Annotated in this window: 23 protein-coding genes, 1 tRNA gene and 1 other RNA gene; 19 read left to right on the forward strand and 6 right to left on the reverse strand. The window is 63.1% G+C overall.

Going from position 1 to position 26,478, the window contains the following annotated elements:
• The first annotated feature begins 74 nt into the window (after positions 1-74).
• Positions 75-1,670, forward strand: coding sequence for an acetyl-CoA hydrolase/transferase C-terminal domain-containing protein (locus JFN93_RS18170; protein ID WP_199385556.1), 1,596 nt, complete (start codon positions 75-77; stop codon positions 1,668-1,670).
• A gap of 239 nt (positions 1,671-1,909) precedes the next feature.
• On the opposite strand, the gene JFN93_RS18175 is transcribed toward JFN93_RS18170, so the two are convergent.
• The 3 genes from JFN93_RS18175 to JFN93_RS18185 form a co-directional block, all read right to left on the reverse strand.
• On the reverse strand, positions 1,910-2,092 hold the full coding sequence (locus JFN93_RS18175) for a methyl-accepting chemotaxis protein (RefSeq protein WP_199385557.1): 183 nt from the start codon (positions 2,090-2,092) through the stop codon (positions 1,910-1,912).
• Between the two features lie 112 nt (positions 2,093-2,204).
• Positions 2,205-3,467, reverse strand: coding sequence for a ChaN family lipoprotein (locus JFN93_RS18180; RefSeq protein WP_199385558.1), 1,263 nt, complete (start codon positions 3,465-3,467; stop codon positions 2,205-2,207).
• Positions 3,468-3,581: 114 nt separating this feature from the next.
• On the reverse strand, positions 3,582-4,481 hold the full coding sequence (locus JFN93_RS18185) for a tyrosine recombinase XerC (protein ID WP_199385559.1): 900 nt from the start codon (positions 4,479-4,481) through the stop codon (positions 3,582-3,584).
• Positions 4,482-4,619: 138 nt separating this feature from the next.
• On the opposite strand from JFN93_RS18185, the gene JFN93_RS18190 reads away from it, so the two are divergent.
• The 5 genes from JFN93_RS18190 (at position 4,620) to JFN93_RS18210 (ending at position 11,365) form a co-directional block, all read left to right on the forward strand.
• Positions 4,620-5,759, forward strand: coding sequence for a DUF362 domain-containing protein (locus JFN93_RS18190; protein WP_199385560.1), 1,140 nt, complete (start codon positions 4,620-4,622; stop codon positions 5,757-5,759).
• A gap of 514 nt (positions 5,760-6,273) precedes the next feature.
• Positions 6,274-7,746, forward strand: a complete 1,473-nt coding sequence (locus tag JFN93_RS18195) for a lytic transglycosylase domain-containing protein (RefSeq protein ID WP_199385561.1) — start codon at positions 6,274-6,276, stop codon at positions 7,744-7,746.
• A gap of 60 nt (positions 7,747-7,806) precedes the next feature.
• Positions 7,807-8,538, forward strand: a complete 732-nt coding sequence (locus tag JFN93_RS18200; protein ID WP_199385562.1) for a tetratricopeptide repeat protein — start codon at positions 7,807-7,809, stop codon at positions 8,536-8,538.
• A gap of 104 nt (positions 8,539-8,642) precedes the next feature.
• Positions 8,643-10,448 (forward strand): translational GTPase TypA, encoded by a 1,806-nt coding sequence (gene typA / locus JFN93_RS18205; protein ID WP_199385563.1) that lies wholly within the window; start codon positions 8,643-8,645, stop codon positions 10,446-10,448.
• Positions 10,449-10,630: 182 nt separating this feature from the next.
• Positions 10,631-11,365 carry an outer membrane protein assembly factor BamD gene (locus JFN93_RS18210; RefSeq protein ID WP_199385564.1) on the forward strand — a complete coding sequence of 245 codons (735 nt, stop codon included), beginning with the start codon at positions 10,631-10,633 and terminating at the stop codon, positions 11,363-11,365.
• A 225-nt stretch (positions 11,366-11,590) separates the two neighbouring features.
• On the opposite strand, the gene JFN93_RS18215 is transcribed toward JFN93_RS18210, so the two are convergent.
• Complete coding sequence (locus JFN93_RS18215) at positions 11,591-12,868, reverse strand: diguanylate cyclase (RefSeq protein WP_199385565.1); 1,278 nt, start codon at positions 12,866-12,868, stop codon at positions 11,591-11,593.
• Positions 12,869-13,084: 216 nt separating this feature from the next.
• On the opposite strand from JFN93_RS18215, the gene JFN93_RS18220 reads away from it, so the two are divergent.
• Entirely contained in the window at positions 13,085-13,621 is a 537-nt protein-coding gene (locus JFN93_RS18220) for a DUF4337 domain-containing protein (protein WP_199385566.1), read from the forward strand.
• Positions 13,622-13,723: 102 nt separating this feature from the next.
• Here the strand turns inward: JFN93_RS18220 and sucD are convergent, their stop codons facing one another.
• Together sucD and sucC are read right to left on the reverse strand one after the other, a co-directional pair.
• Positions 13,724-14,599, reverse strand: a complete 876-nt coding sequence (gene sucD / locus JFN93_RS18225) for a succinate--CoA ligase subunit alpha (RefSeq protein WP_199385567.1) — start codon at positions 14,597-14,599, stop codon at positions 13,724-13,726.
• An 18-nt stretch (positions 14,600-14,617) separates the two neighbouring features.
• Positions 14,618-15,787, reverse strand: coding sequence for an ADP-forming succinate--CoA ligase subunit beta (sucC, locus tag JFN93_RS18230; protein WP_199385568.1), 1,170 nt, complete (start codon positions 15,785-15,787; stop codon positions 14,618-14,620).
• Between the two features lie 230 nt (positions 15,788-16,017).
• Here sucC and JFN93_RS18235 point away from each other — a divergent pair, with 230 nt between their 5' ends.
• The 12 genes from JFN93_RS18235 to JFN93_RS18290 all read left to right on the forward strand — a co-directional run bounded on the left by JFN93_RS18235 (position 16,018) and on the right by JFN93_RS18290 (position 26,438).
• Complete coding sequence (locus JFN93_RS18235; protein WP_199385569.1) at positions 16,018-17,148, forward strand: THUMP domain-containing class I SAM-dependent RNA methyltransferase; 1,131 nt, start codon at positions 16,018-16,020, stop codon at positions 17,146-17,148.
• A 57-nt stretch (positions 17,149-17,205) separates the two neighbouring features.
• A tRNA-Ile gene (locus JFN93_RS18240) sits at positions 17,206-17,282 on the forward strand.
• A 121-nt stretch (positions 17,283-17,403) separates the two neighbouring features.
• Positions 17,404-18,522 (forward strand): Nif3-like dinuclear metal center hexameric protein, encoded by a 1,119-nt coding sequence (locus JFN93_RS18245; protein WP_199385570.1) that lies wholly within the window; start codon positions 17,404-17,406, stop codon positions 18,520-18,522.
• A 42-nt stretch (positions 18,523-18,564) separates the two neighbouring features.
• A complete protein-coding gene (locus JFN93_RS18250; RefSeq protein WP_199385571.1) occupies positions 18,565-19,281 on the forward strand; it encodes a zinc ribbon domain-containing protein in 717 nt (238 codons plus the stop codon).
• Between the two features lie 97 nt (positions 19,282-19,378).
• An RNA gene (rnpB, locus tag JFN93_RS18255) (RNase P RNA component class A) lies at positions 19,379-19,783 on the forward strand.
• A gap of 206 nt (positions 19,784-19,989) precedes the next feature.
• Complete coding sequence (locus JFN93_RS18260; protein ID WP_199385572.1) at positions 19,990-20,544, forward strand: hypothetical protein; 555 nt, start codon at positions 19,990-19,992, stop codon at positions 20,542-20,544.
• Between the two features lie 38 nt (positions 20,545-20,582).
• Positions 20,583-20,906 (forward strand): hypothetical protein, encoded by a 324-nt coding sequence (locus JFN93_RS18265; protein ID WP_199385573.1) that lies wholly within the window; start codon positions 20,583-20,585, stop codon positions 20,904-20,906.
• Positions 20,907-21,163: 257 nt separating this feature from the next.
• Complete coding sequence (gene mraZ, locus JFN93_RS18270) at positions 21,164-21,646, forward strand: division/cell wall cluster transcriptional repressor MraZ (protein WP_199385574.1); 483 nt, start codon at positions 21,164-21,166, stop codon at positions 21,644-21,646.
• The gene (rsmH, locus tag JFN93_RS18275) at positions 21,647-22,585 is read left to right on the forward strand and encodes a 16S rRNA (cytosine(1402)-N(4))-methyltransferase RsmH (RefSeq protein WP_199385575.1); all 939 of its coding nucleotides are present in this window, start codon (positions 21,647-21,649) and stop codon (positions 22,583-22,585) included.
• A gap of 11 nt (positions 22,586-22,596) precedes the next feature.
• The gene (ftsL, locus tag JFN93_RS18280) at positions 22,597-22,938 is read left to right on the forward strand and encodes a cell division protein FtsL (RefSeq protein WP_199385576.1); all 342 of its coding nucleotides are present in this window, start codon (positions 22,597-22,599) and stop codon (positions 22,936-22,938) included.
• Positions 22,935-24,905, forward strand: a complete 1,971-nt coding sequence (locus JFN93_RS18285; protein WP_199385577.1) for a penicillin-binding protein — start codon at positions 22,935-22,937, stop codon at positions 24,903-24,905. The genes ftsL and JFN93_RS18285 overlap by 4 nt, the downstream gene beginning before the upstream one ends.
• A gap of 15 nt (positions 24,906-24,920) precedes the next feature.
• Complete coding sequence (locus JFN93_RS18290; protein ID WP_199385578.1) at positions 24,921-26,438, forward strand: UDP-N-acetylmuramoyl-L-alanyl-D-glutamate--2,6-diaminopimelate ligase; 1,518 nt, start codon at positions 24,921-24,923, stop codon at positions 26,436-26,438.
• The last annotated feature ends 40 nt before the right edge of the window (positions 26,439-26,478 follow it).

Consider the following 26,478-nt stretch of genomic DNA (forward strand, 5'->3'; position numbering starts at 1 on the left):
TACCTTACGCAGACGGAAGAGTCTTTGCTGGAAGGAATACACCTGTAAACATTAAAACAGAACAGGAGGAGAAGATGTCCGAGTACGGTACGCTGCAAGACCGAGTACAATGCAAGTCCCTTTTGAGCAAGGTCATGACTCCCGAGCAGACCATCCCCTTCTTCAAGAGCGGGATGAACCTCGGCTGGTCGGGCTTTACCCCCGCCGGTTATCCGAAAGTGGTGCCGATCGCGCTGGCTAACCACGTCGAACAGAACAGCCTGCAGGGCAAGCTGAAATTCAACCTCTTCATCGGCGCCTCCGTCGGGGCCGAGACCGAAGACCGCTGGGCATCGCTCGACATGATCGACCGCCGCTGGCCGTACCAGACCGGCAAGAACATCGCGGCCGGCATCAACGAAGGGCGCATCCGGATGGGCGACAAGCACCTCTCCCTCTTCGCCCAGGACCTCGGCTACGGCTTCTACACCAAGGACTCCGAGACCGGCAAGCTCGACCTCGCCATCATCGAAGTCTCGGCGATCAAGGAAGACGGCAGCCTGGTTCCGACCTCCTCCTGCGGCGTCATCCCCGAGATCCTGATGATCTGCGACAAGATCATCGTCGAGGTGAACACCGGACAGCCCTCCTTCGAAGGGATCCACGACCTGATCACCCCGCTCACCCCGCCGAACCGTCAGGTGTTCGACATCACCACCGCCGGCTCCCGCATCGGCTCCACCTCGATCCCCTGCGATCCGTCCAAGATCGTTGCCGTGGTCGAGTCCAAGCTGCGTGACCAGGGGCGCGCCTTCGCCGAGCAGGACGACACCTCCGAGGCGATCGCGAACCACATCATCGACTTCTTCACCACCGAGGTGAAAGCCGGTCGTCTGCCGAAGAACCTCCTCCCGATCCAGTCGGGGGTCGGCTCCATCGCCAACGCCGTCATCGGCGGCCTTGCCAAAGGGCCCTTCAAGAACCTCACCGTCTACACCGAGGTCCTCCAGGACACCATGCTCGACCTGTTCGACTCCGGCAAGCTCGACATGGCTTCCTCCTGCTCGCTGTCCCTGTCGGCCACCCCGGGCTTCCCGCGTTTCTTCGAGAACATGGACAAGTACTTCGACAAGATCGTGCTCCGTCCGCTCTCCATCTCCAACGCACCGGAGCCGATCCGTCGTCTGGGTTGCATCGCCATGAACACCCCGGTCGAGATCGACATCTACGCGCACGCCAACTCCACCCTGGTCGGCGGTACCCGCATGATCAACGGCCTCGGCGGTTCCGGCGACTTCCTGCGTAACGGCTTCCTCAAGATGATGCACACCCCGTCGAGCCGTCCGTCCAAGACCGACCCGACCGGTATCTCCTGCGTCGTCCCGCACTGCTCGCACATCGACCACACCGAGCACGACCTCGACTGCGTCATCACCGAGCAGGGGCTGGCCGACCTGCGTGGCCTCGCCCCGAAAGAGCGTGCCCGCCGCATCATCGAGAAGTGCGCCCACCCGGACTACAAGGCGCAGCTCACCGAGTACCTCGACATCGCCGAGAAGGACTGCCTCAAGCGCAAAGTCGGCCACGAGCCGCAGCTGTGGGACCGCGCGTTCAAGATGCACCTCAACCTCGAGCGCAACGGCACCATGAAGCTGAAAAACTGGGACGTCAAGATCGACCTCTGCGAATAGCAGACGCCCCGCAGCAAACAAAAAAGCCCCGCCGGCAACGGCGGGGCTTTTTTTGTTCTTTTGCCAAAGGTGGGCTTCGGCCGGGGCTCCGGCTGCGTCAAACGGATAAGGTGCCCTCAGCGCTGCTGGCGCCTACCCTGTGGGAGTCCCATTCCTGGCGCGAAGGACCATCGCCGCTCGCCGCTGGAAGGCGCTCCCACGGCACAGGCACCCTGCCGGGGCACCAGCAGTTCCACCGTCTACGCCAGCCGGAACCGGCTCACCATCCGCTGCAGGTCGTCAGCGAGCATGGAGAGGGCGGAGGCCGCCGTGGCGGTTTCGTGGGCCCCTCGCGCGGTCTCTAAGACCACGTCGTTGTTCTGGTGGATGTTGGAGGAGATCTCCGCGGTAACCGCAGTCTGCTCCTCGGCCGCCGTCGCCATCTGCTGTACCTGTCCCTTGGAACCGCACCGATAGAAAGACAAAGAGCTGCAACGGGAAAATCAAATCCCCCTTGCAGCTCTTTTGGTTTCGGTGCCGTGGTCGGTTGGCGGGTTACTTTTTCGGATGCAGGTCCGTCGCCGGCGCGGCAAAGGTGGCGGTCAGGGTCAGGATCTCCTCCTGCCGCTTGATTTTCAGCACCCCCCGGTCGCCCGGATGCTTCTGCTGGACCACGTACACCAGGTCGAAGTTCTCGGCAATCGGAGTCCCGTCGATCTCCAGGATAACGTCTCCCTTCTGGATCCCGGCCGCATCGGCAGCCGAATGCGGCTCGACCATGGTGACCAGGACACCTTTTCCGCCGCTGGCCGGTTCGAGCACCACGCCGAGACGCACCCCGGTGGCCGGCAGATCCTCGTATTTAAGATAGGCGAGGAAATCGTAGGGGACCATGGGAAACTGCGGGATTTCGACGTCCATCAGCCGGTCCTGCTTCTCGGCCCCCAGGTTGATCTCGTGCCCTCCCACCAGGAGGTAGGAAGCCGGCATCCGGCGGAAGACGCGGCGGGGTATGCCGAAGCCGTAGCCGACGTGGTGCCCGCCGGCAAACACCAGCAGGTGGCGATCCTTTCCCTGCGGGCTGTCGAGGAAATTCGCAACCGACTCCGCCATGGTCTCGTCCCACAAGGTCTGGGCCCGGACGAAGCCGTCGATCTTCAGTCCCCCCTTCAGGTGATCGCTGAAAATGGCCGAGATCAGGGCGCGCTGGTAGGGATCGTTGAAATCCATCTGGGGCAGTTCGAGGCGCTGCTGCGGGGGGAGCTCCTCCGGCGTTTTGGTGCGCAGGGCGGTGACCAGGGACTTCTCGGCGTTGAGCGCGACCACGGGGATCTTGTGGTCCCGGGCATAGAAAAGGATTTCCCGGTAGTAGGCGAAGTCGGAACGCCAAGTCTCGTACCATTTCACCTGCTTCAGGAACTCTTTTTCGGTCAACTCCCCGGCGACCCACCGGTCCAGGACCGGCTGCTGGGAACGGACGAACATCTCCATGCCGACCGCCTGGCGCCCGGGATGGCGCTCCTCCATCCCCTTGAGAAAATCCAGCTCCAGGCGGTGCGAGGCGGGGTTGTCGTGGGTCTCGCCCACGTAGACGATCCGGTAGTCGGCGGCAATGGACAGCATCTGATCCATGCTGACCAGTTTTCCGGTCGGCAGGTGCACGATCTCGCCGACCTTCGGAGGAGAGGGGAGCGGGTAGGGGGACTCCGGGTCCCACTTGGCGCTGCCGTTATTGCCGACCGGCCCGTGGCTGCAGGCGCACAGCGGAAGCAGGGAAAGCAGGGACAGAAGACGGATGCTGCGGAACAGACGGGCCATGGGACCTCCGGAAACGATGATGAAGCCTCCCGCGGGTGCTCGGGGGGATCAGTGGTGTCAGGGACACCGTCGTTTAATGATAATGACGGCCGCGTTACATTTCAAGGAAACGTTTTAGGAGCCCTTGCGCTGCGGCGGGTGCGCCTTGGGGTGGGCCTTGTCGTAAACCTCCATCAGCTTGTCGATGCTGACGTGGGTGTATTTCTGGGTGGTGGAGAGGGATGCGTGCCCCAAAAGCTCCTGAATCGCGCGCAGATCGGCCCCCCCTTCCAGAAGATGGGTGGCAAAGGTATGGCGCAGGGTATGCGGTGATACCCGACGCATGGTGGCGATGAGTCGGGCATGGCGCTCGACGATGCGGGCGACGCTGCGGCGGGTGAGCCGTCCGCCGGAAGCGTTGAGAATCAGAGGTTCGTTCAGCCCGGGATTGCCCCGTTCGGTCAGGTAATCGCCGGCGGCACGGCGGGCGTGGCGGCCGACCGGGACCAGGCGCTCCTTGCCACCCTTGCCGAGGACCCGGGCCAGCCCGAGCTCAAGGTCCAAGCTTCCGACGTCCATGCCGGTAAGCTCACTGACGCGGATACCGCAGGAATAAAGCAGCTCCAAAACGGTGCGATCGCGCAAGGGAAGGCCCGATGCTCCCGCAGGGGAGGTGACCAGCGCGGTGACCTGATCGATGTTGAGATGGAAGGGGACCTTCTGATCCTTCTTGGGGGTGGCGACCAGTTCGGCCGGGTTGCGGTCGACCCTCCCTTCCCGGAGCAGGAACCGGAAAAAAGCGCGCACTGCGGAGAGTTTTCTCCCGATGGAGCTTTTGGCGAGCCCCTTGTGGAGCTGCGCCAGGTAGCCGCGGATCAGGAGATGGTCGACGCCGCGCGGGTCCAGGTTCTCCCGCTTCTTTTCCACGAACGCGGCGAACTGGAAAAGATCGCTGCGGTAGGACGTGACGGTGTGGGCCGAGGCGTTGCGCTCGGTCTCAAGAAAGGTGCAGAATTGCTCGATTCCTTCTTTCATGCTATGACTCTATACCTCAGCGCCGCGGGAAATGACAACAGTTTTCCCGCACCGGGCCGATCCGGCCGATCGGCCTGGTCGGACGGATTGGTCCAATGGGTTCGGCGCAGGGGAAATTTTGGGGGAGAAGGGCATGATATGCATCAAGTAGTCATAGAACAGGTCGCCAGTTACGACCGCGCTGCGGTCCGGGAAGGGATCGTCCGGCTCCTGGCGCCGCTGGGTGGGATGGCGGCCTTCGTCCGCCCCGGAGAGCGGGTCCTGATCAAGCCGAACATGCTCTCTGCCAAACCGGCGGAAGCGGCGGTCACCACCCACCCGGAGGTACTCAGGGCGGTCATCGAGCTGGTGCAGGAAACCGGCGCTACCCCCCTGGTCGGAGATTCGCCCGGGATCGGGGGGATGCAGCGGGTCGCCGAACGGTCCGGGATGCTGGCCGTCGTTGAGGAGACCGGCGCCGAACTGGTCCCGTTTGCCGAGTCGGTCCCGGTGGCTGGGAAGGGGACCTTCCGCAGCTTCGAACTGGCGCGCCCTTACCTGGAGGCGGACCGGTTGATCAACCTCGCCAAGCTCAAGACCCACGAGATGATGACCATGACCTGCTGTGTCAAAAACCTCTTCGGGTCGGTGGTCGGGGGGGAGAAGGCGGCCTGGCATCTGAAAGCGGGGGCGGACAAGGGGCTTTTCGCCCGGATGCTCCTGGAAATCTACCTGTTGCGCCAACCCGAGCTCAACATCGTGGACGGGATCGTCGCCATGGAGGGAAACGGCCCGGGAAGCGGGGAACCGCGGCCAACCGGGCTCCTTTTTGCCGGGACCAATGCCGTTGCCGTCGACGTGATCGCCGCCGAGGTGGCGGGAATCCCGCGCGAGCTTCTTTACCTGGAGACCGCGGCGCGGGAGCTCGATCTCCCCGGGGCGCGCCGCGAAACCATCAGTTGCTGCGGGGTCGCGCCGCAGCTGGCCCGCTCCGGACCTCCCTTTCGCCTGCCCCATCTCTCCGACGTGCAGTTCGGCCTCCCGGCGTTTCTCAAAGACCGGCTGCGCAACCAGCTCACTTCCCGTCCGACGGCGGTGCCCGGCAAATGCACCCTGTGCGGCGTCTGCGTCGGTGCCTGTCCTCCCAAGGCGATCACCGTCGAGGGAGGGAAGCTCTCCTTCGATTACCAAGCCTGCATCCGTTGCCTGTGCTGCCGGGAACTCTGCCCGCGGGCGGCGCTGGAACTTAAGGACGGCACGCTTCTTAAATTAATAAAGACGGTCAAACGAGCAAATTAATTATAGTTTACCTTCGTTGACAATGAGAAAGGGGAAGACTATTATAATTTCCATCCTCCAGGAACTACACAGTGAGGGAATCAAATCCAAAAGGTGACAAGGAGATCAAGGGATATGTGGACTTCTCATTTCATGATCCGCCCGGTAAGCCACTGTAAAGAGGGTTGCTGTATTTAGCCCTCCGCGACGGCGGTGGGCGGCCCACAAAGAAAAAGCCCTCCGGGAAACCGGGGGGCTTTTTTTTAATTCTCCGCCGGAAATTCCCTTCGTTTTCCCGCCCAGGTGGCCGAGCTCCCTCCCCCTTGCCGCAAAATAACGTTCGAAATCTGTGATCTGCCTCACAGTATATGCGATAAGTACTGTGATAATAGTAACTTACCGCGGTGGTAAATCCCTAAGGTTTGACAACTTTTTCGAATTCCGTTATTCTGCCGCGGTTCGTCGTTTCGAAACCGCCGTAGTTTCTGCGGACCGCCAATCGCTTGAGGACTTAAAGCAATGAGGACCACATCTTATGATAAAGGCCATCATCCTAGCCGTTGCGCTTTGCTGCGCGCTTCCCGCCGGTGCGGCGGAACGGCCGGCTCCTACCGGGGCCGATCTGCACGACCGGCTTCCTAGGGAAAAGCGCCCTGTTCAACTGGCAGCCAACGAGGCGATGCTCTCGAAGGCGCTCGAGGTCTCCTCACCCGATCCCGGCATCGACGATGCCGACCAACTTCCCCCGTCTGACGATTTTGAATTGAAGCTGCCTGAGCAGGAACTCCCGCAATCGGACATCCCGCTCACCTTCAACGACAAGGTTGCGTACTTCATCAAGTATTTCCAAACTGACGCGCGCGGCGCCTTTTCCCGCTGGCTCTCCCGCTCCGAGCGCTACATCCCGATGATGCGCGGGGTGCTCAGGAAAGAGGGGCTGCCCGAGGATCTCGTCTATCTCGCGATGATCGAAAGCGGCTTTTCGCCCCAGGCCTATTCCGTGGCCCGCGCGGTCGGGCCGTGGCAGTTCATGTCGGAGACCGGCCGGAACTACTCGCTCAGGATCGATTCCTCGATCGACGAGCGGCGCGACCCGCTCAAGTCGACCGTCGCCGCCGCCATGTACCTGAAGGAGCTCTACGCCCTCTTCAACAAGGACTGGTACCTGGCCGCCGCGGGATACAACGCCGGCGAAAACAAGATCCTGCGGGCGATCAACATGTACAACAGCCGCGACTTCTGGGAGCTCTCCAAGGGGGAGTACCTCAAGCGGGAGACCAAGGACTACGTCCCCAAGCTCCTCGCCGCGGCGATCATCGCCAAGGAGCCCGCCAAGTACGGTTTTGCCGACGTCGCCTATCTCCCGCCGATCGTCTTCGACACGGCGCAGATCCCGTCGCGCACCGATCTGCGCATCCCGGCGAAGATCTGCGGGGTATCGGCCCGTGACATCAAGGAGCTGAACCCGGAGCTGCTCCGCTCCTCCACGCCGCCCGATTTCCCGGGGTACCAGCTGAAGATCCCCAAGGGGTGCGGCTCCATCTTCGAGACCGCCTACGCCAAGGTCCCGGAGGAGAAGCGCTACACCGAGCGGGTCAAGACCGTGCACTACCGGGTGAAGAAGAAGGAGACCCTGGCGACGGTCGCCAAGCGTTTCGGCACCACCACCGAGGTCCTCGCCGAGGCGAACAACCTGAGCCACAAGACCAAGCTGCGGGGCCGGACCCTGAAGATCCCGATCGTGATCCCGGCCGACGAGCTGGATGAGACCCCGTCGGTGAAAGCCGCGGTCGCCAAGGCGCAGGGCGCCGAGCCGGCGCGTGCCTCCCGGGTCGCCAGCGTCAAGTACTACATCGTCAAGAAGGGCGACACCCTGTTCTCGCTGGCGAAGCGCTTCAACGTAACCACCAAGCTCCTGGCCGGCTGGAACAACATGAAAAGCCACATGGCGCTGCGCCCGGGGAAGAAGCTCATCGTCGCCAAGCTCCAGCAGAAAACGGAAGGGTAGCCGGCGCGCTATCCGGTCCGTCCATAGCACATCACCTAACCTAGAAAGGGATACCCAAAGATGTACAACCTTCTCATTTCAGCAGCTGCCGCACTCCTCGCGTTCGCCCTGGTAACGGTCCCGGCCGGGATCCATTACTGGTGGGCGGGCCTTCTCGCCGCTCTCATCGTCTTTTTGGGCTGCTTCCTGATCATCTCCCGGATCATCACCAAAAAGCTCAGCGAGATCATGGAGCCGGCGATGAAGGACATCCAGGCCCAGCGTTTCGAGAAGGGGATCCGGGACCTCAAGGATGCGCTGCGCTACGGCAAGTGGCAGATCTACGTCGAGGCCCAGATCAACTCGGCCATCGGCATGGTCTACTTCGTCAAGCGCGAATTCTCCACCGCGTTTCCCTACCTGGAAAAAGGGTTCTTCAAGAACTGGGTCACCATGGGGATGCTCGCGGTCACCTACATGAAGCGCAACAAGCCGGAGAAGATGAAGGAGACCTTCGAGAAGGCGGTGGTCGCCTCGCCCAAGGAATCGCTGCTTTGGAGCCTCTACGCCTACTGCCTGAACGAGATCGGGGAGACGGTGAAGGCCTGCGAGGTGCTCGCCAAGGGGCTTGCCAAGCTTCCCGGTGACGAGAACATCAAGCAGAACCTGGAGCTTTTGCGCGAAGGGAAGAAGATGAAGATGAAGCCTTACGGCGAGATGTGGCTCCAGTTCCACCTGGAAAGCCTGGGGACCATCCAGAAGCAGGCGATGGCCCAGATGGGCGGGAAAAGGCCGCGAATTATCAGAAAGTAGTTGCCATTCGGCCACATTAATGCGATATTGATCTGTTTTTAAAGACGGGCGGCTGCTCGTCTTTTTATTTTCGCCGCACCAGCCCAAAGGAGCATTTGCACGTCATGCAGGAAAAAATCAGGAATATTGCCATCATAGCGCACGTCGACCACGGCAAGACCACCCTCGTCGACGCGATGTTGAAGCAGTCCGGGGTCTTCCGGGAAAACGAAGCGATCACCGAGCGGGTGATGGACTCGAACGATCTCGAGAAGGAGCGGGGGATCACCATCCTCGCCAAGAACTTGAGCATCCACCACGGCGGTTACAAGATCAACATCGTCGACACCCCGGGCCACGCCGACTTCGGCGGCGAGGTGGAGCGCGTGCTCAAGATGGTGGACTCGGTGCTGCTTCTGGTCGACGCCTTGGACGGCCCGATGCCGCAGACCCGTTTCGTCCTGAAAAAGTCCCTCGACCTGGGGCTGCGCCCCATCGTCGTCATCAACAAGATCGACCGCCCCGGGGCCCGGCCCAGCGAGGTTGTCGACATGGTCTTCGACCTTTTCTGCGAACTGCAGGCCTCCGACCAGCAGCTCGACTTTGCGATCGCCTACACCAGCGCCAAGATGGGATACGCGATGATCGACCTGGAGCACCCCTCCGAGAACATGGAGCCGCTCTTCCAGATGATCAAGGACAACGTCCATCCCCCCGAAGGGAACCCGGACGCCCCCTTCCAGCTTCTGGTCACCAATATCGACTACAACGACTACATCGGCCGGATCGCCACCGGCAAGATCTTCAACGGCAAGGTGACCGCCGGCGAGACCGTCGCCTTGATCCGCCGCGACGGGAGCATGGTCAAGGGGCGCGTGTCCAAGCTCCTCGGCTACGAAGGGCTCAAGCAGGTGGAAGTCGCCGAGGCCTTCACCGGCGACATCGTCACCATCGCCGGTTTCGACGAAGTCGGTATCGGGGAGACGCTGGCCTCCGCGGCCGACCCGATCGCGCTTCCCTACGTCGCCATTGACGAGCCGACCCTCTCGATGAACTTCATCGTCAACTCCTCCCCCTTCGCCGGCCGGGAAGGGAAGCTGGTCACCTCGCGCAACATCAAGGAACGGCTGGACCGCGAACTGCGCACCAACGTCTCGCTGCGCGTCGAGGCGACCGCCAACGCGGATACCTTCAAGGTCTCCGGGCGCGGCGAGCTGCACCTCTCCATCCTCATCGAGAACATGCGCCGCGAAGGTTTCGAGATGGCGGTCTCCAAGCCGGAGGTCATCATGCGCGACGTCGACGGCAAGAAGTACGAGCCGATGGAGTACCTGGTGGTGGACGTGCCGTCCGAATACCAGGGGGCGATCATCGAGCGGATGGGACCGCGCAAGGGCGAGATGGTCGCCATGAACCCGATGGGGGAGACGGTCCGCCTCGAGTTCGTGGTTCCGGCGCGAGGCCTGATCGGCCTGCGTGGCGAGCTCCTCACCGAGACCCGCGGCACCGCCGTCATTACCCACACCTTCCACGAGTACGCGCCGTTCAAGGGGGAGATCCCCGGGCGCAAGAACGGGGTGCTCATCGCGATGGAACAGGGGGAGACCACCGGCTATTCGCTCGACGCGCTGCAGCCGCGCGGAATCCTCTTCCTGGGGGCCGGCGTCGAGGTGTACGGCGGGATGATCATCGGCCAGCACGCCAAGGACAACGACCTCGAAGTCAACCCCTGCAAAGGTAAGAAACTGACCAACGTCCGTGCTTCGGGGAGCGACGACGCCATCAAGCTGACCCCGCCGCGGCTGCTCACCCTCGAGCAGGCGCTCGAGTTCATCGATGACGACGAACTGGTCGAGGTGACCCCGGTCTCGATCCGGCTCCGCAAGAAGGAACTCGATCCGACCAAGCGCAAGCGCGCCGGCCGGGCCTAGTCGTTCGAACGTCGGGAACGCTCGCGGGCTGGCTCCGCAGGTGCCTGTCCCCTTGAAACCCGGAAGAAAATCGCCCTCACGTTCCCTCTCCTTCAAGGAGAGGGACAGGGTGAGGATGGGGTTCCCCCCCGACTGAGACATACCTCGTCCTGCCAAGTCAATCACGTACGCAAGGAGAGCCCATGCTGCGAGCCCTCAAACCGTTTTCCCTGCTGGTCCTGCTGGCCCTGGTGTCGGCCTGCGCCACCACCCCGAAGGTGAAGAGCCCGGAGGCCAACTTCAAGGAAGGGGTCGAGCTGTACGACAAGCACGACTGGGAAGAGGCGATCAAGTCCTTCAAGAAGGTGAAGGAGGCGTACAGCAGCGCGGAGCTGACCACAAAATCCGAGCTTTACATCGCCGACGCCCATTTTGAAAACAAGGCCTACATCGAGGCCGCCGCGGCGTACGAGGATTTCCGCAAGCTCCATCCTTCCCACGAGAAGGCTGCCTACGCGCTGTACCGTTTTGGGCTCAGCCACTACCGTGAGATCAACGGGATCGATACCGACCAGACCCCGGTAAAAAGCGCTCATGCCGCCTTTGACACCTTTCTGGCCCAGTACCCGAAGTCGGAATATGCGGCAGAGGTGAAGGAGAAGCGGGACGATTGCGTCGACAAGGAACTCCAGTACGAGATCTACGTCGGTTCCTACTATCTGCGCACCGGAAGCTACCCTTCGGCGATCAAACGCCTGAGCGAGGCGCTGGCCAAGTTCCCGAAGACGCCGCATCAGCCCGAGAACCTGTATTACCTCGGCAAGGCGTACCTGAAGCAGGGGGACCGCGAGAAGGGGACGACCACCCTGAAACGGCTCGCTGCCGAGTATCCCGATACCAAATGGAACAAGGACGGGCAGGAGCTCCTGGCGCCCTAGCCGGAAATATCCCGCAACTGATAAAGAGAAAGGCCCGGTGACACTGTCATCGGGCCTTTTGGCGTTTAGCCGGGGCAAGGATTGTCGCTGGATTAAAGGGGTCCGCTCTCCTTCAAGGTTTGCACGCGCGAGCAAGGGGGCGACGGACCGGGTAAGGATGGGGGCTCTTGGAGGGGGGTAAGCGAAAACGAGGGGGCTAAAGCCGGAAGCGGCCGCCGTGTCCTTTCACGCCGCCGGCGCCTTCTCGAACTCGCTGCGTCCGCGCCCCTTCTTCACCCGATACATCCGTTCGTCCGCCTCGCGCCAGGCCTCCATCAGTTCCTGCCCGTCGTGCGCGGTGGCCGATCCGATGGAAAGGCTCAGTTTGCGCAGGCCATGGGCAACGTTGTTCGCCTCCAGGCTGGCATTCAGGCGATCCATCGCCTCCTGCAGGAGCTCCTCGTCGATGTTGGGAAGCAGGGCCGCAAACTCGTCCCCACCGACCCGGGCCACGACGTCTTCCTTCCGGAAGGCACCCCGCAGGACCTGGGCCGCCCGTTTCAGGAGGGCATCCCCCTCGGCGTGTCCCAGGTGGTCGTTGACTTCCTTGAGCCGGTCCACGTCCGCCATCACGATCGATACCGGGAAAATGCGTCCCCGCCGCAGCCGTTCCAGCTCTTCGTCGAAGTAGGCGCGGTTGTAGATCCCGGTCAGCATGTCGTGAGTGCTCAGGTGGCGCAGCTTCAGCTCGGACTGCTTCCGCTCGGTGATATCCAAAAGCGCGCCTACGATGCCGCCGACCCCGTCGTCCGAATTCCGGAAGACCGCGGTGTAGAAAATGACCTCGCGCCGCCCCCCGCGGGCGCAGTCGATCGACCCCTCGACTACCTGGGTTCCCTGTTCGGTCAACAGTGCCGCCTCGCCCCGATTGTAGAGGGCCGCAAGGTCGCGGGGGAGGATGTCGTAGACGCTGCGATGGATGATCTCGTCCCGCTTGAGCCCGATCAACTCTTCGAACGCCTTGTTGCAGCCGATGTAGCGCCCCTGGGGATCGTTGTAAAAGATCGGGGTCGGGAGGGTGTCGATGAGCACCTGGATGAAGTCGAGCTTGTCGCGCAGCTCTGTCTCGGCGCGCCGGTGTTCCTGGCGCACCCGGGCGTCGTCCATCTCACGCTTGATTGCCGGGACCAGGCGGGAAAGGTTGTCTTTCAGCAGGTAGTCGTGGGCGCCGGCCCGCATCGCCTCGACGGCAGTATCTTCGCCCAGTTTGCCGGAGACCATGATGAAGGGGAGGTCGAGCCCTTTCCCCTTCAGTATCTCGAGCGCCTCGAGACCGCTGAAGCCGGGCATGACATAGTCGGAGATGACCGCATCCCAAGGATCGCGCAGGGCCGCTTCCAGCGCCGGTGCCGAATCCACCCGCTCCGCGTGGATCTCCCACTCCCCATGCTTCAGTTCCCGAATGACGAATTCGGCGTCATCGGGGGAGTCTTCGATGATCAACACGCGCAGCAATTTGCCCATGGGGCGTCTCCTGTCTCGGGGCAGGGATAGCAATTATGCGAAGGATGTGCTTTCCGTTCTCATGTGAATTGACACCAATTTGAGATTCATAATGTTACCCGAACCGCCTGATAAATGCAACGTCGCAGATGGGGCGCGCGGTCTCGCAGGAAACCGTTTAACCGCCGCGGGGGATCGTGTATAATGCCGCAACTGCTCAACTCACGGAGGATATCTATGGCTGAAGAAAAAAAGGAACCCTGGCTCAACTACCTGGCACTTACGACCATTGTCCTTGCCGTCTGCGCGACCCTGGCCACCTTCAAGGGGGGCGGGTTCTCGACCCGTTCGATCCTGTACCAGACCCAGGCATCCGACCAGTGGGCGTTCTACCAGTCCAAGAGCATCAAGGGTTACCTCTATGAAATGCAGAAGGACCAGCTCGATATGCAGCTCAAGGCGACGGGGCCGCGGGGCAATGCCGAGCTGGCTGCCGAGATGCAGAAGAAGATCGATGGGTACGCCAAGAAGATCGCCAAGTACGATACGGAAAAGGCCCAGATCCAGGCTGACGCCAAGAAGCTGGAGGAAAAGCGCAACGACGCCCAGAAACATGGCCAAGCCTTCGGCGTCGCGGTGATCTTCCTGCAGATCGCGATCCTGCTCTCCTCGATCGCGGCGCTTTTGAAAAAGAAGTACGTATGGGTCATCGCGGTGGCGGTCGGGTGCTACGGCATTCTCTCTTTTGCCAACGGATTTCTCCTGTTCATGTGACCGCATCAGATCGGCCCCGATACGGCGGGGCCGTCTGAGCAAAGACGAAAGCGGGGGCGCCGACCAGGTGCCCCCGCTTTTTTGCACGGCTCGCTTTCCCCGCTAATCCAGCTTCAGCAGCGACCGCATGGTCGCCCCCATCCTGGTCGGGCTGGGCGCCACCGCGACCCCGCATTCCGACAGCACCCGGATCTTGTCCGAGGCTTTCCCCTTGCCGCCGGTGATGATCGCCCCGGCATGCCCCATCCTTTTTCCCGGCGGGGCCGTCGCCCCGGCGATGAACGCGGCGACCGGCTTGCGCATGTGCTCCTTGATCCAATAGGCGGCCTCTTCCTCGGCGCCGCCGCCGATCTCGCCGATCATGAAAACGGCGTCGGTTCCCGGATCCTCGTTGAAGAGTTTCAGGACGTCGATGAACCGCATCCCGATGATCGGGTCGCCCCCGATGCCCACGCAGGTCGATTGCCCCAGCCCGGCGTCGGTGAGCTGCTTCACCGCCTCGTAGGTGAGGGTGCCGCTGCGCGAAACGACGCCGATCCGTCCCGGGGTATGGATGTAGCCCGGCATGATGCCGACCTTGCATTGGCCGGGGGTGATCACCCCCGGGCAGTTGGGGCCGACCAGCCGCGTCCGGGAATCCTCCTGGACCCTGCGTGCGAGCACCATGTCCCGGATCGGAATCCCCTCGGTGATGCAGACGGCAAGCTTGATACCGGCGTCGCAGGCCTCCAGGATGGCGTCGGCGGCTCCGGGAGGGGGGACGAAGATCATCGAGACGTCGGCCCCGGTGTAGCGGACCGCCTCGTCCACCGTGTTGAAGACCGGAATCCCCTCGATGTGGATCCCTCCCTTGCCCGGGGTCACCCCGGCGACGATGGTGGTGCCGTATTCCCGGCACTGCTGGGTATGAAAGAGGCCGCTTCTCCCGGTGATCCCCTGCACCACCACCTTGGAATCCGCGTTCAATAGTATGGACATGGATGCGCTCCCCCTGGGTTATGCCGCGTCCTGTTTGAGCATCGCCACGATCTTCGCCGCGCCGTCGCCGAGGCTGTCGGCGCTCTGCACGTTGAGCCCGCTGCCGGCGAGAAGGCGCCTTCCTTCATCGACCTTGCTCCCGTCCATGCGGACCACGATGGGAAGGGTGCAGTTCACCTCGCTGGCCGCCTCGATGATCCCCTGGGCGATGACGTCGCAGCGCATGATGCCGCCGAAGATGTTCACGAAGACCCCCAGGGCGTCGGTATCCTCCAGGATGATCTTGAAGGCTTCGGCCACCTTCTCCCGGGTGGCGCCGCCGCCGACGTCGAGGAAATTGGCCGGCTCCCCGCCGTATTCCTTCAGGACGTCGAGGGTCGCCATGGCCAGTCCGGCACCGTTCACCATGCAGCCGATGTTGCCCTGGAGCTTGATGTAGGAGAGATCGTATTTCCCGGCATTGATCTCGAGCGGGTCGAGCTGGGAGTAGTCGAGCATGTCCGGATAATCGTGGTGGCGGAAGATGGCGTTGTCGTCGAAGCTGACCTTGGCGTCCATGGCCAAAAGCCACCCGGCGCGGGTCACTACCAGCGGGTTGATCTCGACGAGCGAACAGTCCTTCTCCAGACAGAGCCGGTAGAGGTTGAGCATCAGCGTGACGCAGTCCTCGCAGATGCTGCCGGTCAAGCCGAGCTTGAGGGCGAGCTTGCGCGCTTGGTAGGGGCGCAGCCCCAAGGTCGGGTCGATGGCGAAACTATGGATCTTCTCCGGGCTGCGCGCCGCCACGATCTCGATATCGACCCCCCCTTCGGCGGAAGCGAGCATGCAATAGCGCGAGGTTTCCCGGTCCAGGGTGATGGAGAGGTAGAACTCGCGCGCCACCTCGACCGCTTCTTCGATGAGGATGCGGCGGACCTTGAGCCCCTCGGGTCCGGTCTGCGGCGTTACCAGCCTTTTGCCGAAGAGTTCCTTGCCGAAATCCTGGGCCTGTTCCGGGTGGTGGATCAGCTTCACCCCTCCGGCCTTGCCCCGCCCCCCGGCGTAAATCTGCGCCTTCACCACGCAATGGCCCCCCAGCTCCTTGGCGGCGCGTTCCACCTGGTCCGAGGTCAGCGCCACCCTGCCGCGCGGGACCGGAATGGAGTAGGCGGTGAAGATCTCCTTGGCCTGATACTCATGAATGTTCATGACCATCGCCCCTTATGAATAAGGTGGAAAAACCCTTCATGTGTATCATGGAAACGGCTGTTTACAAGGTGGCGCGGGGGTGCCGGGAGGGTTTTGGTTGCGCCGCTTGGACGGGGAAGTGTATAGTCACCCTTCGATCTTCGTTACGTCCTTTATCTCCCTTGCATCCTTTAGGTCCCTTACGCCGGTGACCAACGCCACCGCCGCTTCAAACTGCATCGAGGTACCAGATGTCCGCACAAGAATTCTTCGTGACCACCGCCAAGGGCGTTGAGGAAGTCCTCGCCGCCGAGCTTGCCGAGCTGGAACTGGCTTCGGTCCAGGCCGAAAGCGGCGGGGTCCGTTTCCGCGGCAGCCTGCGCGACGCCTACCGCGCCAACCTCTGGCTGCACAGCGCCAGCCGGGTTCTCATGCCGGTGGCCGAGTTTGCCTGCCAAAGCCCGGACGAGCTCTATAGCGGCGTCCGCGCCGTCGACTGGTGCTCCCTGGTCACCTCGTCCATGACCCTGGCCGTCGAATGCAGCCTGCGCGATTCCGCGCTGACCCACTCCGGCTTCGTCGCGCTCAAGACCAAGGACGCCATCGTCGACTGCGTCCGGGACCGTACCGGCTCCCGTCCCAGCGTCGATACCAAGGACCCCGACCTCAGGGTCAACGTCCGCCTGTTCCGCAACCGCTGCACGGTGAGTCTCGATCTCTCCGGGACGCCGCTGGACCGGCGCGGCTACCGACTCGACCGCCACGAGGCTCCGCTCAAGGAGAACCTGGCGGCGGCCCTGATCGGCCTTTCCGGCTGGAACGGGGAGACCCCCTTCGTCGATCCCATGTGCGGCACCGGTACCATCGCCATCGAGGCGGCGCTCAAAGGGGCCCGCGTGGCCCCGGGGCTTTTGCGGCGTGGCTTCGGCTTCCAGCGCTGGCCCGGCTTCGACCAGAAGGTGTGGCGGCAGCTGCTCGAGGAAGCGCGCAGCCTGAAGCGGGACCCCCTTCCGGCGCCGATCGTGGGGAGCGACGTCTCCGCCCCGGTCATCGAGATGGCACGGGAGAACGCCCGCCGCGCCGGCGTTGCCGGGCTGGTGGAGTTCAAGCAGCATGCCATAGCCGACCTTACCCCCCCTCCCGGGGCGGGCACCATGATCTTCAATCCCCCCTACGGCAAGCGGCTGGGCGAGGTGGAGGAGCTCAAGCCGCTGTACAGGCAGATCGGCGACGTGATGAAGCAGCGCTGCACCGGTTACACCGCCTATCTTTTCACCGGTAACCTGGAGCTGGCCAAGTCGGTGGGGCTCAAGGCGTCCCGGCGCATCGTCCTTTTCAACGGCCCCATTGAGTGCCGGCTGCTCAAGTACGAGCTCTACTAACTAGCTAAAAACTGTTGACATAGCGGTACCCTTCCCCTATATTGAAATTTCGCTTTAGGGCCTATAGCTCAGTTGGTTAGAGCTACCGGCTCATAACCGGTCGGTCCCAGGTTCGAGTCCTGGTGGGCCCACCATCTACATATTTTAGGATGATGTGGGGATGCCCTTAAAGCACCTGGTCAGACGGAAAAATACTCACTACGTGGAGAGAAAGAGTGCACACCAAGCGGTTGCACTCTTTTTCTTTTGAGCGCGATGATTACACCAAGAGTATCGGATATAGTTGGAATCACTAATAAAATCGCTCCGCCGGGGTTTGCGGAATCCTGGGATAACGTCGGGCTTCAGCTCGGAGATCCCTCTTCCCCCGCGGCGCGCATCATGGTCGCCCTCGATCCCGGCGCCCCGGCCATAGAGGCCGCGATCGCCGCCGGAACGAACCTCCTGGTAACGCATCACCCCTTCATTTTCACCCCCCTCAAGAAGATCACCGCCGCCGACGAGACCGGGCGCCTCGCCCTGCTCGCCACCAAGCACGACCTCTCCATCATCTCCCTGCACACCAACCTCGACATCGCCTCCGGCGGAGTAAACGACCTCCTCGCCGAGCGGATCGGACTCACGGCAACCGAGCCGCTGCGTATCACCGGCGGGCAGGAGTTCCTCAAGCTGGCGGTTTTCGTACCCAAGGGGCACGAAGAGGGGGTGCTCAAGGCGCTGGCGCCGTTTTCCCCCTTTCTGGGGAACTACCGCGACTGCTCCTTTCAGGGGGAGGGGGTGGGCCGTTTTACCGCGCTTCCCGGGGCAACACCGTTCGCGGGGGAGGTGGGGGTGCCGCGCTGCGAGCCGGAAAGCCGGCTGGAACTTCTCATCGACAAGGACCGGCTCAATCCGGCCCTGGCGGCGCTGCGCTCCGCGCATCCCTACGAGGAGCCGGCCTTCGACCTCTACCCGGTGCTGAACCGCGGGGAAAGCCGCGGGCTGGGACGGATCGGGAAGCTGCCGGAGCCGATGAGCGCGCAGGCCTATGCGCTGAGCGTGAAGGAGCGGCTGGGTGCGGAGGGGGTACGCCTGGTCGGGGACCCGGAGCGCCCGGTGCAGAAGATCGCGCTCTGCAGCGGCAGCGGGGCGTCACTGCTGCACGATGCGGCGCGCAAGGGTGCGGATCTGCTGGTCACGGGGGACCTGAAATACCACGAGGCGCGCGATGCCGAGGCGCTGGGGGTCGCGGTCGTCGACGCCGGACATTTTGCCACGGAACGGATCATGATTGACGGTCTGGCCGAGGCGCTCCGCAAGGCCTTGGAAGCACGGCGCTTCGAGGCGGAAATAATCACCTGTCAAGGGGAGAGGGAACCGTTCCGGTTTCTCTGACCCGTTTCGTTTTCGGAACAATACAAGGTATGGAGGCGGATTTTGCGTAACAACTTGAAGGCGTTATACGTGCTGCAGGAGATCGACCTGCGAATCGACGGTCTGGACGGGGAAAAGGGGCAGCTGCTGGCCCAGGGTGAGGCGCTGCAGGCGTCGATTGCCGAGTCCGGTGAGAAGCTGGCGCGACTGCGCGAAGAAGCCGCCAACGTGGCCGCGGAAAAGACCCAGCTGGAGGCGAACCTCGCCACGGAACAGGACAACATCACCCGTTCCGAGTCCCACCAGAAGGAGATCAAGACCCAGAAGGAATACCAGGCGGTTTCCAAGGAGATTTCCGGTGCGAAGAAGCTGATCGCCGAGCTGGAAGACCAGATCCTGCAGAAGATCAACGCGCTGGAAGAGCTCAGCGCCGAGATTTCCAAGAAGGAGGGGGAACTCTCCGAGATGGAAGCCAACGTCGCCGGCCGCCTGGATGAGCTGAAAGGGCAGATCGCCAGCCTCGAGTCCGGGATCGCCACCGACGTTGCCCAGCGCGAGCTGACCGTCAAGGGGCTCCCCGCCTCGGTGATGAAGCGCTACAGCAGGCTGCGCGAGCAGCGCCGCGGCGTCGCCGTGGTCGAGGCGCGCGAGGGGAACTGCATGGGGTGCAACATGCACCTCCCCCCGCAACTGTACAACCTGCTGTTCCGCGCCGACGACGTGATCACCTGTCCGCACTGCCAGCGGATCCTGGTGATGCGCCAGGAGCTGGACAGCTAAAACCGTTACACGTTCGACGTTCTACGTTCGACGTTTTGGGTGGACCGACTTTCAGGTCGAACGCCGAACGTCGCACCTCGAACGAGCTTTTTTGGTTGAAGCAGACCAGATGGCCGCCGCCCGCCGTAGCCTTGTGCGAAGGCGGGGGGAGGAAAGTCCGGGCTCCGCAGGGCATGGTGCTGGATAACGTCCAGCGGGGGCAACCCCAGGGATAGTGCCACAGAGAGAAGTCCGCCCGCCAAAACCTCGGCTTCGGCTCTGGCAACGGCAGGTAAGGGTGAAAGGGTGAGGTAAGAGCTCACCGGGTCCGGCGGTGACGTCGGATGCCAGGTAAACCCCACCAGGAGCAAGACCAAATAGGGGAGCGTTAAGGGCGGCCCGTCCGTGCTCCCGGGTTGGTTGCTTGAGGCCGTCGGCAACGGCGGTCCTAGATGAATGACCATCGCCCGTCCCCGGGTAACCGGGGCCGGGAACAGAACCCGGCTTACGGGCTGCTTCGACCAAATTTTTTCTGCGCGGGGGCTTATTCCCCGCTCCGCCGTTGTCTCTCCCCTCTCCCCTGGAGGGGGCAGGGGGGCGGAACGTGCCACGAAGGATTTCCTCCGCTCCAACGGACAACCCCCATCCTCACCCTGTCCCTCTCCTGGAAGGAGAGGGGAGCCAGGAACGGGTGGGCAGTTATGAATGGCTGAATGCTTGAGTGAAAAAGTGTCAAAGGTAGAACCACGCCGGTCCGCTGGCACCGCCAACGAGCAGCGCGACCCTGCCGCCCCCCAGCGTGACTGGGAGCGCGGCGTGGAGCGGGTGACCCGGCACTTCGAGGGGCTCGATCCCGAGCAGCGAAGCGCCGTCGCCGACCTGACCGCGAAACTCAAGAGGGTCAAAGCCCAGATGCAGCAGATCGCGGAGCAGGGCGACGGTGCCGACCAATGCGCCGACTGCCAGGGCGCCTGCTGCGCCAAGGGGCGCTACCACTTCACCGCGGCAGACCTTTTGGCCTACCTGGTCGACGTCGTCCCGCTGTTTGCGCCTCGGTTCGACAACGGGATGTGCCCCTTTCTCGGTGATGCCGGTTGCCTGATCCCCGCGCCGTACCGCCCGTTCAACTGCATCACCTTCAACTGTGACCGCATCGAGGGCCGGCTTCCCGCACCGGAAGTGGCCCGCTTTTACCAGCTGGAACGGGAGCTGCGCGATCTGTACCGCACGCTGCGCTCCCGGTTTGACGAATCGTTCATGTCGCGATCGATTCTCGAGCTTTAACCGCGTCAACGTAGACGTAGCAACGGAGGATTCACCCGATGGCCACCATCAACGACCTGGTGCTCGCCCACATCGATCAGAAGCCCGCTTTCTACGCGAGGATCGAAGACATCACTCCCGACGTGAAGCCGGGGTGGTGGAAGGTGAAGCTCCTGGTCCTTACCGTTCCGCTCCAGGTCTACACCTGGATTCTCGACGAGAGCCAGGTCAACGGCGCCCCCTTCACCATGGGGGGAACGCCGATCATGCTGGAGAAAGTGGTCTCCCCCGAGCCGCCGGTAAAGCCGGTGCCGACCTCGGGAAAGGGTGGGGCCAAAAAGGGGGGGAACGTCGTCTCCCTCTTCGACCGGAAGAAATCCTAAAGCGAGCTGAACCGCCCCGGCAACGGGGCTTTTTTTATGGACATGATTTGCTTCCCCGCGGTTTCATTGTGGTTTTTTCATCAGGCTTTACCACCTTCTGCCACACCTCCCTCCTTTTTGACTAACCCCTTAAAAAATCACCAAATTACGCGCATCTTCGGGACAGTTTTGCCTTGACATCAATGTTACCCTGCCGTATAGTTCGGCGTCAAAGTGGTAAATAGTGGTATAAAGTGGCAAGGAATGCCGGGACTGCCATGTTCAGAGGAAAATTCGAGACAACCATAGATGCCAAGGGGCGCACCAGTTTACCCGCGAAATTTCGCGAGGTTCTGGCCGAGACCTACGGCGACGACCGCTTCTTCCTCACCAGGTCCAACCCGGTGCGGCTGGCAGACGGTGCGGTGAGCTATGGCCTCTCGATCTACCCGCACAAGGACTTCCTGGCCCTGGAAGAGAAACTCAAGACCGGCACCGGCCTCGGTTTGAGCTCCGCCGAACTTGCCGCCGTCAAGCGCACCATCCTAGTCCCCGCCGTCGAATGCACCGCCGACAAGCTGGGCCGGGTGCTCGTGCCCAACGATCTGCGCCGCGGCGCGTTTTTGGAGCGCGAGATCCTTTTCGTGGGGATGCTGAACAAGGTGGAGATCTGGAGCCAGGCGGAATGGGAGAAGGTCAGCCGTCAGGACGAGGAGAACTTCCCGACCGATTCCGCGGCACTTGCCGAGCTGGGGCTGTAGGTGGAGGACTTCCGGCACATATCGGTCCTTCCCGAAGAGGTGCTGGCGGCGCTTGCCCCGCATTCCGGCGGGATCTATCTCGACGGGACCCTGGGCGGCGGCGGCCACTCCGGGCTCATCCTCCAGGCCAGTGCGCCGGACGGGGTGCTGCTCGGCTTTGACCGGGACGCGGCCGCAATCGCCGCGGCGTCGCAACGGCTCGCTCCCTTCGGCGACCGGGCCCGTTTCTTTCACAAGAATTTCGCCGAGATCGCCGGGGCCCTCGCTGCCGAAGGGATCACCGGAATCGACGGTTTCGTGCTCGACCTGGGGGTCTCCTCCCACCAGCTGGACACCGGGGACCGGGGCTTCAGTTTCCTGCAGGACGCGCCCCTGGACATGCGGATGAACCCGGAAGAGGGGGAAAGCGCCGCGGACCTGGTGAACACCCTCCCCGAGGGGGAACTCACCCGCATCATCGCCGACTACGGCGAGGAGCGCTGGGCCAAAAGGATCGCCTCCTTCATCGTGAAGGCGCGGGCGACCCACCCGATCACCACCACCTTCGAACTGGTCGACCTGATCAAGGGGGCGATTCCGAGGGCGAAGTGGGAAGAGCGGCTCCACCCGGCGACCCGGACCTTCCAGGGGCTGCGCATCGCGGTGAACGAGGAACTGAAAAGCCTGGAAGAAGGGCTCGACGCCCTTTTGCCGCTGCTGAAAAAAGGTGGGCGCGGCGCGGTGATCTCCTTCCACTCGCTGGAAGACCGGATCGTCAAGAACCGCTTCCGCGACGCCGCCACCGGGTGTACCTGTCCCAAGTCGCTGCCGGTCTGCGTCTGCGGGAGGGTGGCGGCATACAAGGTGCTGACCGGGAAGCCGATTCGTCCGGGCGAGGCGGAAATGGAACGCAACCCCCGTTCCCGCAGTGCGCGGCTTCGGGTCGTGGAAAAGATTTAAGGAGTCGTGCCATGGGTGTCAGCAAGGTTGCCTGGGGAAAGGTCGCCGCACCGGTAAAAACCAAAGTGGAAGGTGGACAGAGCTGGAACAACGTCCCCTTCGCCTATCTGACCGGGGTCATGGTCCTCTTGACCCTGGTCTCGATATTCCACGTCTGGTCCCGGGTCGAGGTGATCGACCTCAACCTGAAGATTTCCGATGCCTCGCGCCAGTTCAAGGAGGCGCAGCAGGAGAACAAGCGGCTCAAGGTGGAGGTCGCCTCCCTCAAGGCACCGGCCCGCATCGAGGCGCTTGCCAAGGGTGAGCTGGGGATGGCGCTTCCCACCGACCAGCAGGTTATCGTGGTCCGATGATCGACAAGCCTGAGAAATGGGCCCGGGTGAGGATGCGGCTGGCCGCGGCCCTCTTCGGCCTTTTCTGCCTCCTGGTATTGGGGCGCTCCTTTTACCTGCAGGTTTTGCAAAAAGACCGCCTGGTAAAGATCGCTGAAAAACAGCACCAGCGGGTGGTGCCGCTCACCCCGAGCCGCGGCGCCATCTACGACCGGACCGGCGCCCCGCTGGCCGTCTCCATCGAGATGGACTCCTGCTACGCGGAGACCCGGAACCTGGAAAACCTCCCCGATGCCGCCGCGAAGCTCGCGCCGCTTTTGGGGACGACCAAGGATCAGCTCGAAGCGAAGCTCAAGGCCAGCAAGAACTTCGTCTGGCTCGCCCGGCGCATGCCCCCCGAAGCGGCGCAGAAGATCAGGGATCTCGACCTGGACGGCGTCGGCTTCGTCAAGGAGAGCAAGCGCTTCTACCCCAATTCCGAGGTCGCCGCCCACGTCCTGGGCTTCACCGGCATGGACCCCGGCGGTCTGGAAGGGGTGGAGAAGAAATACGATTCGACGATCCTCGGCAACACCGGTTTCCTGGTGACCGAGCGGGACGCCCTGGGGCGTGACGTCGACCAGAAGAAGGGGACCGAGGGAAAAAGCGGCACCAAGGGGAACAACCTCTACCTCACCCTCGACAAGAACGTGCAGTACATCGCGGAGAAGGAACTCGCCAAGGCGGTGGAGACGAACCAGGCCCGGGCGGGGATCGCGGTGGTGATGGAGCCGGACACCGGTCGGATCCTGGCGATGGCCAACTACCCGACCTTCAATCCGAACAGCTACTTCAAGTACCAGGGTGGGGCGCTCAGAAACCGCGCCATCTCCGACTCCTTCGAGCCGGGTTCCACCTTCAAGATATTCCTGGTCGCATCGGCCCTGGAGAACCGGGTCATCGGGCCGCGCGACTATTTCAACTGCGAGAACGGCAGCTACAACGTCGGCGGGCGCACCATCCATGACACCCACCGCTACGCCTCGCTGAACGTGCCGCAGATCCTGAAGTACTCCAGCAATATCGGGGCGGCCAAGATCGGGAGCCGCCTCGGCCCGGAGCGACTCTACCAAGCGCTCACGGGTTTCGGCTTCGGCGACCGGACCGACGTCGACCTCCCCGGCGAGACCGGCGGCTACCTGCGGCAGCAGTCCAAGTGGTACGGGGTCGACCTGGCCACCATCTCCTTTGGCCAGGGGGTCTCCGCCACGGCCATCCAGATCGCGACGGCGGTCTCGGCGGTGGCCAACGGCGGCAACCTGATGCGCCCCTACCTGGTGGAAAAGGTCGTCGATGACACCGGCCAGGTGGTGAAGGAGATCGCTCCCCAGGTCAAGCGTCGGGTGATCTCCCCGGAGACCGCGCGGACGGTGGCCCGGATGTTGGAAGGGGTCGTCGACGAGGGGGGGACCGGGACCAACGCGGCGGTCGAAGGATACCGGGTTGCGGGCAAGACCGGCACCGCCCAGAAGGTCGATGCCGCCACCCACGGCTACTCGGCAAGCAAGCGGACCGCCTCCTTCGTCGGGTTTGTTCCGCTGGAGAAACCGCGGCTCACCATCCTCGTCGTGGTGGATGAGCCGAAGACCAGCCCCTACGGCGGGGTGGTCGCGGCACCGGCCTTCAGTGCCATCGCACAACAGGCCCTTTGCTACCTGAAAGTTCCCCCGGAAAAGGGGATCCGGAAAAAGGTCCAGCAGGGACCGCGGGAGGAGGCGCCCCCCCCGCAGCCGGTGATGGAAGAGGGAGGGAGTGTCGACGGGGTCGAAACAGGAACTATGCCGAATTTCAGGGGAATGAGCATGCGGCAGGTGCTGCGCGTCATGGAAAAAAGTGGCCTCAATGTTAAACTCCAGGGCAGCGGCCGGGCCGTGGAGCAGCACCCGCCGCCGGGGAGCCGGATCAGTACCCAGGACCAGGTCTGGGTGCGGTTCGTCCCGTCCGCTTAAGTCCAAGGAGGACGCATGCAGTTGAGCGAACTTTTGAGCTGTCTGGACCCGGTCGACGTTCGTGGCGAGCGGCAGCTGGAAATAGAAGGACTTTACTACGACTCGCGAATGGTGAAGCCCGGCGGTCTCTTCTTTGCCCTGAAGGGGGAGAAGAGCGACGGGCTTGCGTTCGTTGAGGCAGCGGTTGGTAAGGGGGCGGTCGCCGTCGTGGCGGATCGCCCCTGTGCCGTTGCCGGGGCTACGGTCATCACCGTCGCCGACGGGCGCCGCGCCATGTCGCTTGCCGCCGACTGCTTCTACGGCAGGCCGACCGCCGGCATCCCGGTCGTGGGGATCACCGGGACCAACGGCAAGACCACCACGACCTACCTGGTCGAGGGGATCCTCGCCTGCGCCGGCATTCCGGCGGCGGTGCTCGGGACGATCAGCTACCGCTTTGGCGATGAGGCGTTCCCCGCCCCGAACACGACCCCGGAGTCGGTCGACCTGCAGCAGACCCTCCGCGCGCTCGCCGACCTCGGGGCGAAGGGGGTGGTGATGGAGGTATCCTCGCATTCCCTGGAGCAGCGCCGGGTCGACGGCTGCCGCTACGACGTCGCCGTCTTCACCAACCTTACCCGGGACCACCTGGACTACCACGGCGACATGGAAAACTACTTCCAGAGCAAGCTGCGCTTCTTCAGCGAGCTCCTGGCACCGGACCAGGCCAAGCCGCGCCGCCGCGCGGTGGTCAATCTCGATGATCCCTACGGGTCCCGCTTCGTGGCCGGTTGCACCGTACCCGTGTTGACCTACGCGATCGACGGCAATGCCGACATCACGGTCGGTACCGTCGATTTCACCGTTGACGGCATCCGCTGCACGCTCAAGACCCCGGCCGGGGAGATTTCGCTCAAGTCGGACCTCCTGGGGCGGTTCAACCTTTACAACATTATGGCTGCGGTAGGTGCCGGCATCGCCCTTGAGCTTCCGGTGGAGGCGATCCGCTGCGGCATCGAAGGGCATAAGAAGGTCCCCGGACGGGTGGAGCGGGTCGACAACGACCGCGACATCACCGTCCTCGTCGACTACGCCCACACCGGCGATGCGCTGGAAAACGTGCTCAACATGGTGACCGAGCTGAAGACCGGCCGGATCATCACCGTGTTTGGCTGCGGCGGCGACCGCGACCGCGGCAAGCGCCCGGTGATGGGTGCGATCGCCGCCCGGATGAGTGACCTGGCGGTGGTGACCTCCGACAACCCGCGCACCGAGGAGCCCCACGCGATCATCGAGGACATCCGCCGCGGCATCGAGCCGCTCGGCCTCAAGGAGTACGCGCCCGAGGAAATCGCCGACGGCTTCGAAGGAAAGGGGTGGGTCGCCATCGACGACCGTCGCGCCGCGATCCGCGCCGCGATCCAGGCCGCCCGTTCCGGCGACATCGTCGTCCTGGCCGGCAAAGGCCACGAGGACTACCAGATCCTCGGCACCGTCAAGCACCACTTCGACGACCGCGAGGAAGCCGCCGCAGCCCTGGCCGCCAAGCGGTAAGGATCTGACCGACCGTCCGATCCGGTCGGATCGGTCCGAT

Origin of the sequence: Geomesophilobacter sediminis, from assembly GCF_016458275.1 — a bacterium.
GTDB classification, from domain to species: domain Bacteria; phylum Desulfobacterota; class Desulfuromonadia; order Geobacterales; family Geobacteraceae; genus Geomesophilobacter; species Geomesophilobacter sediminis.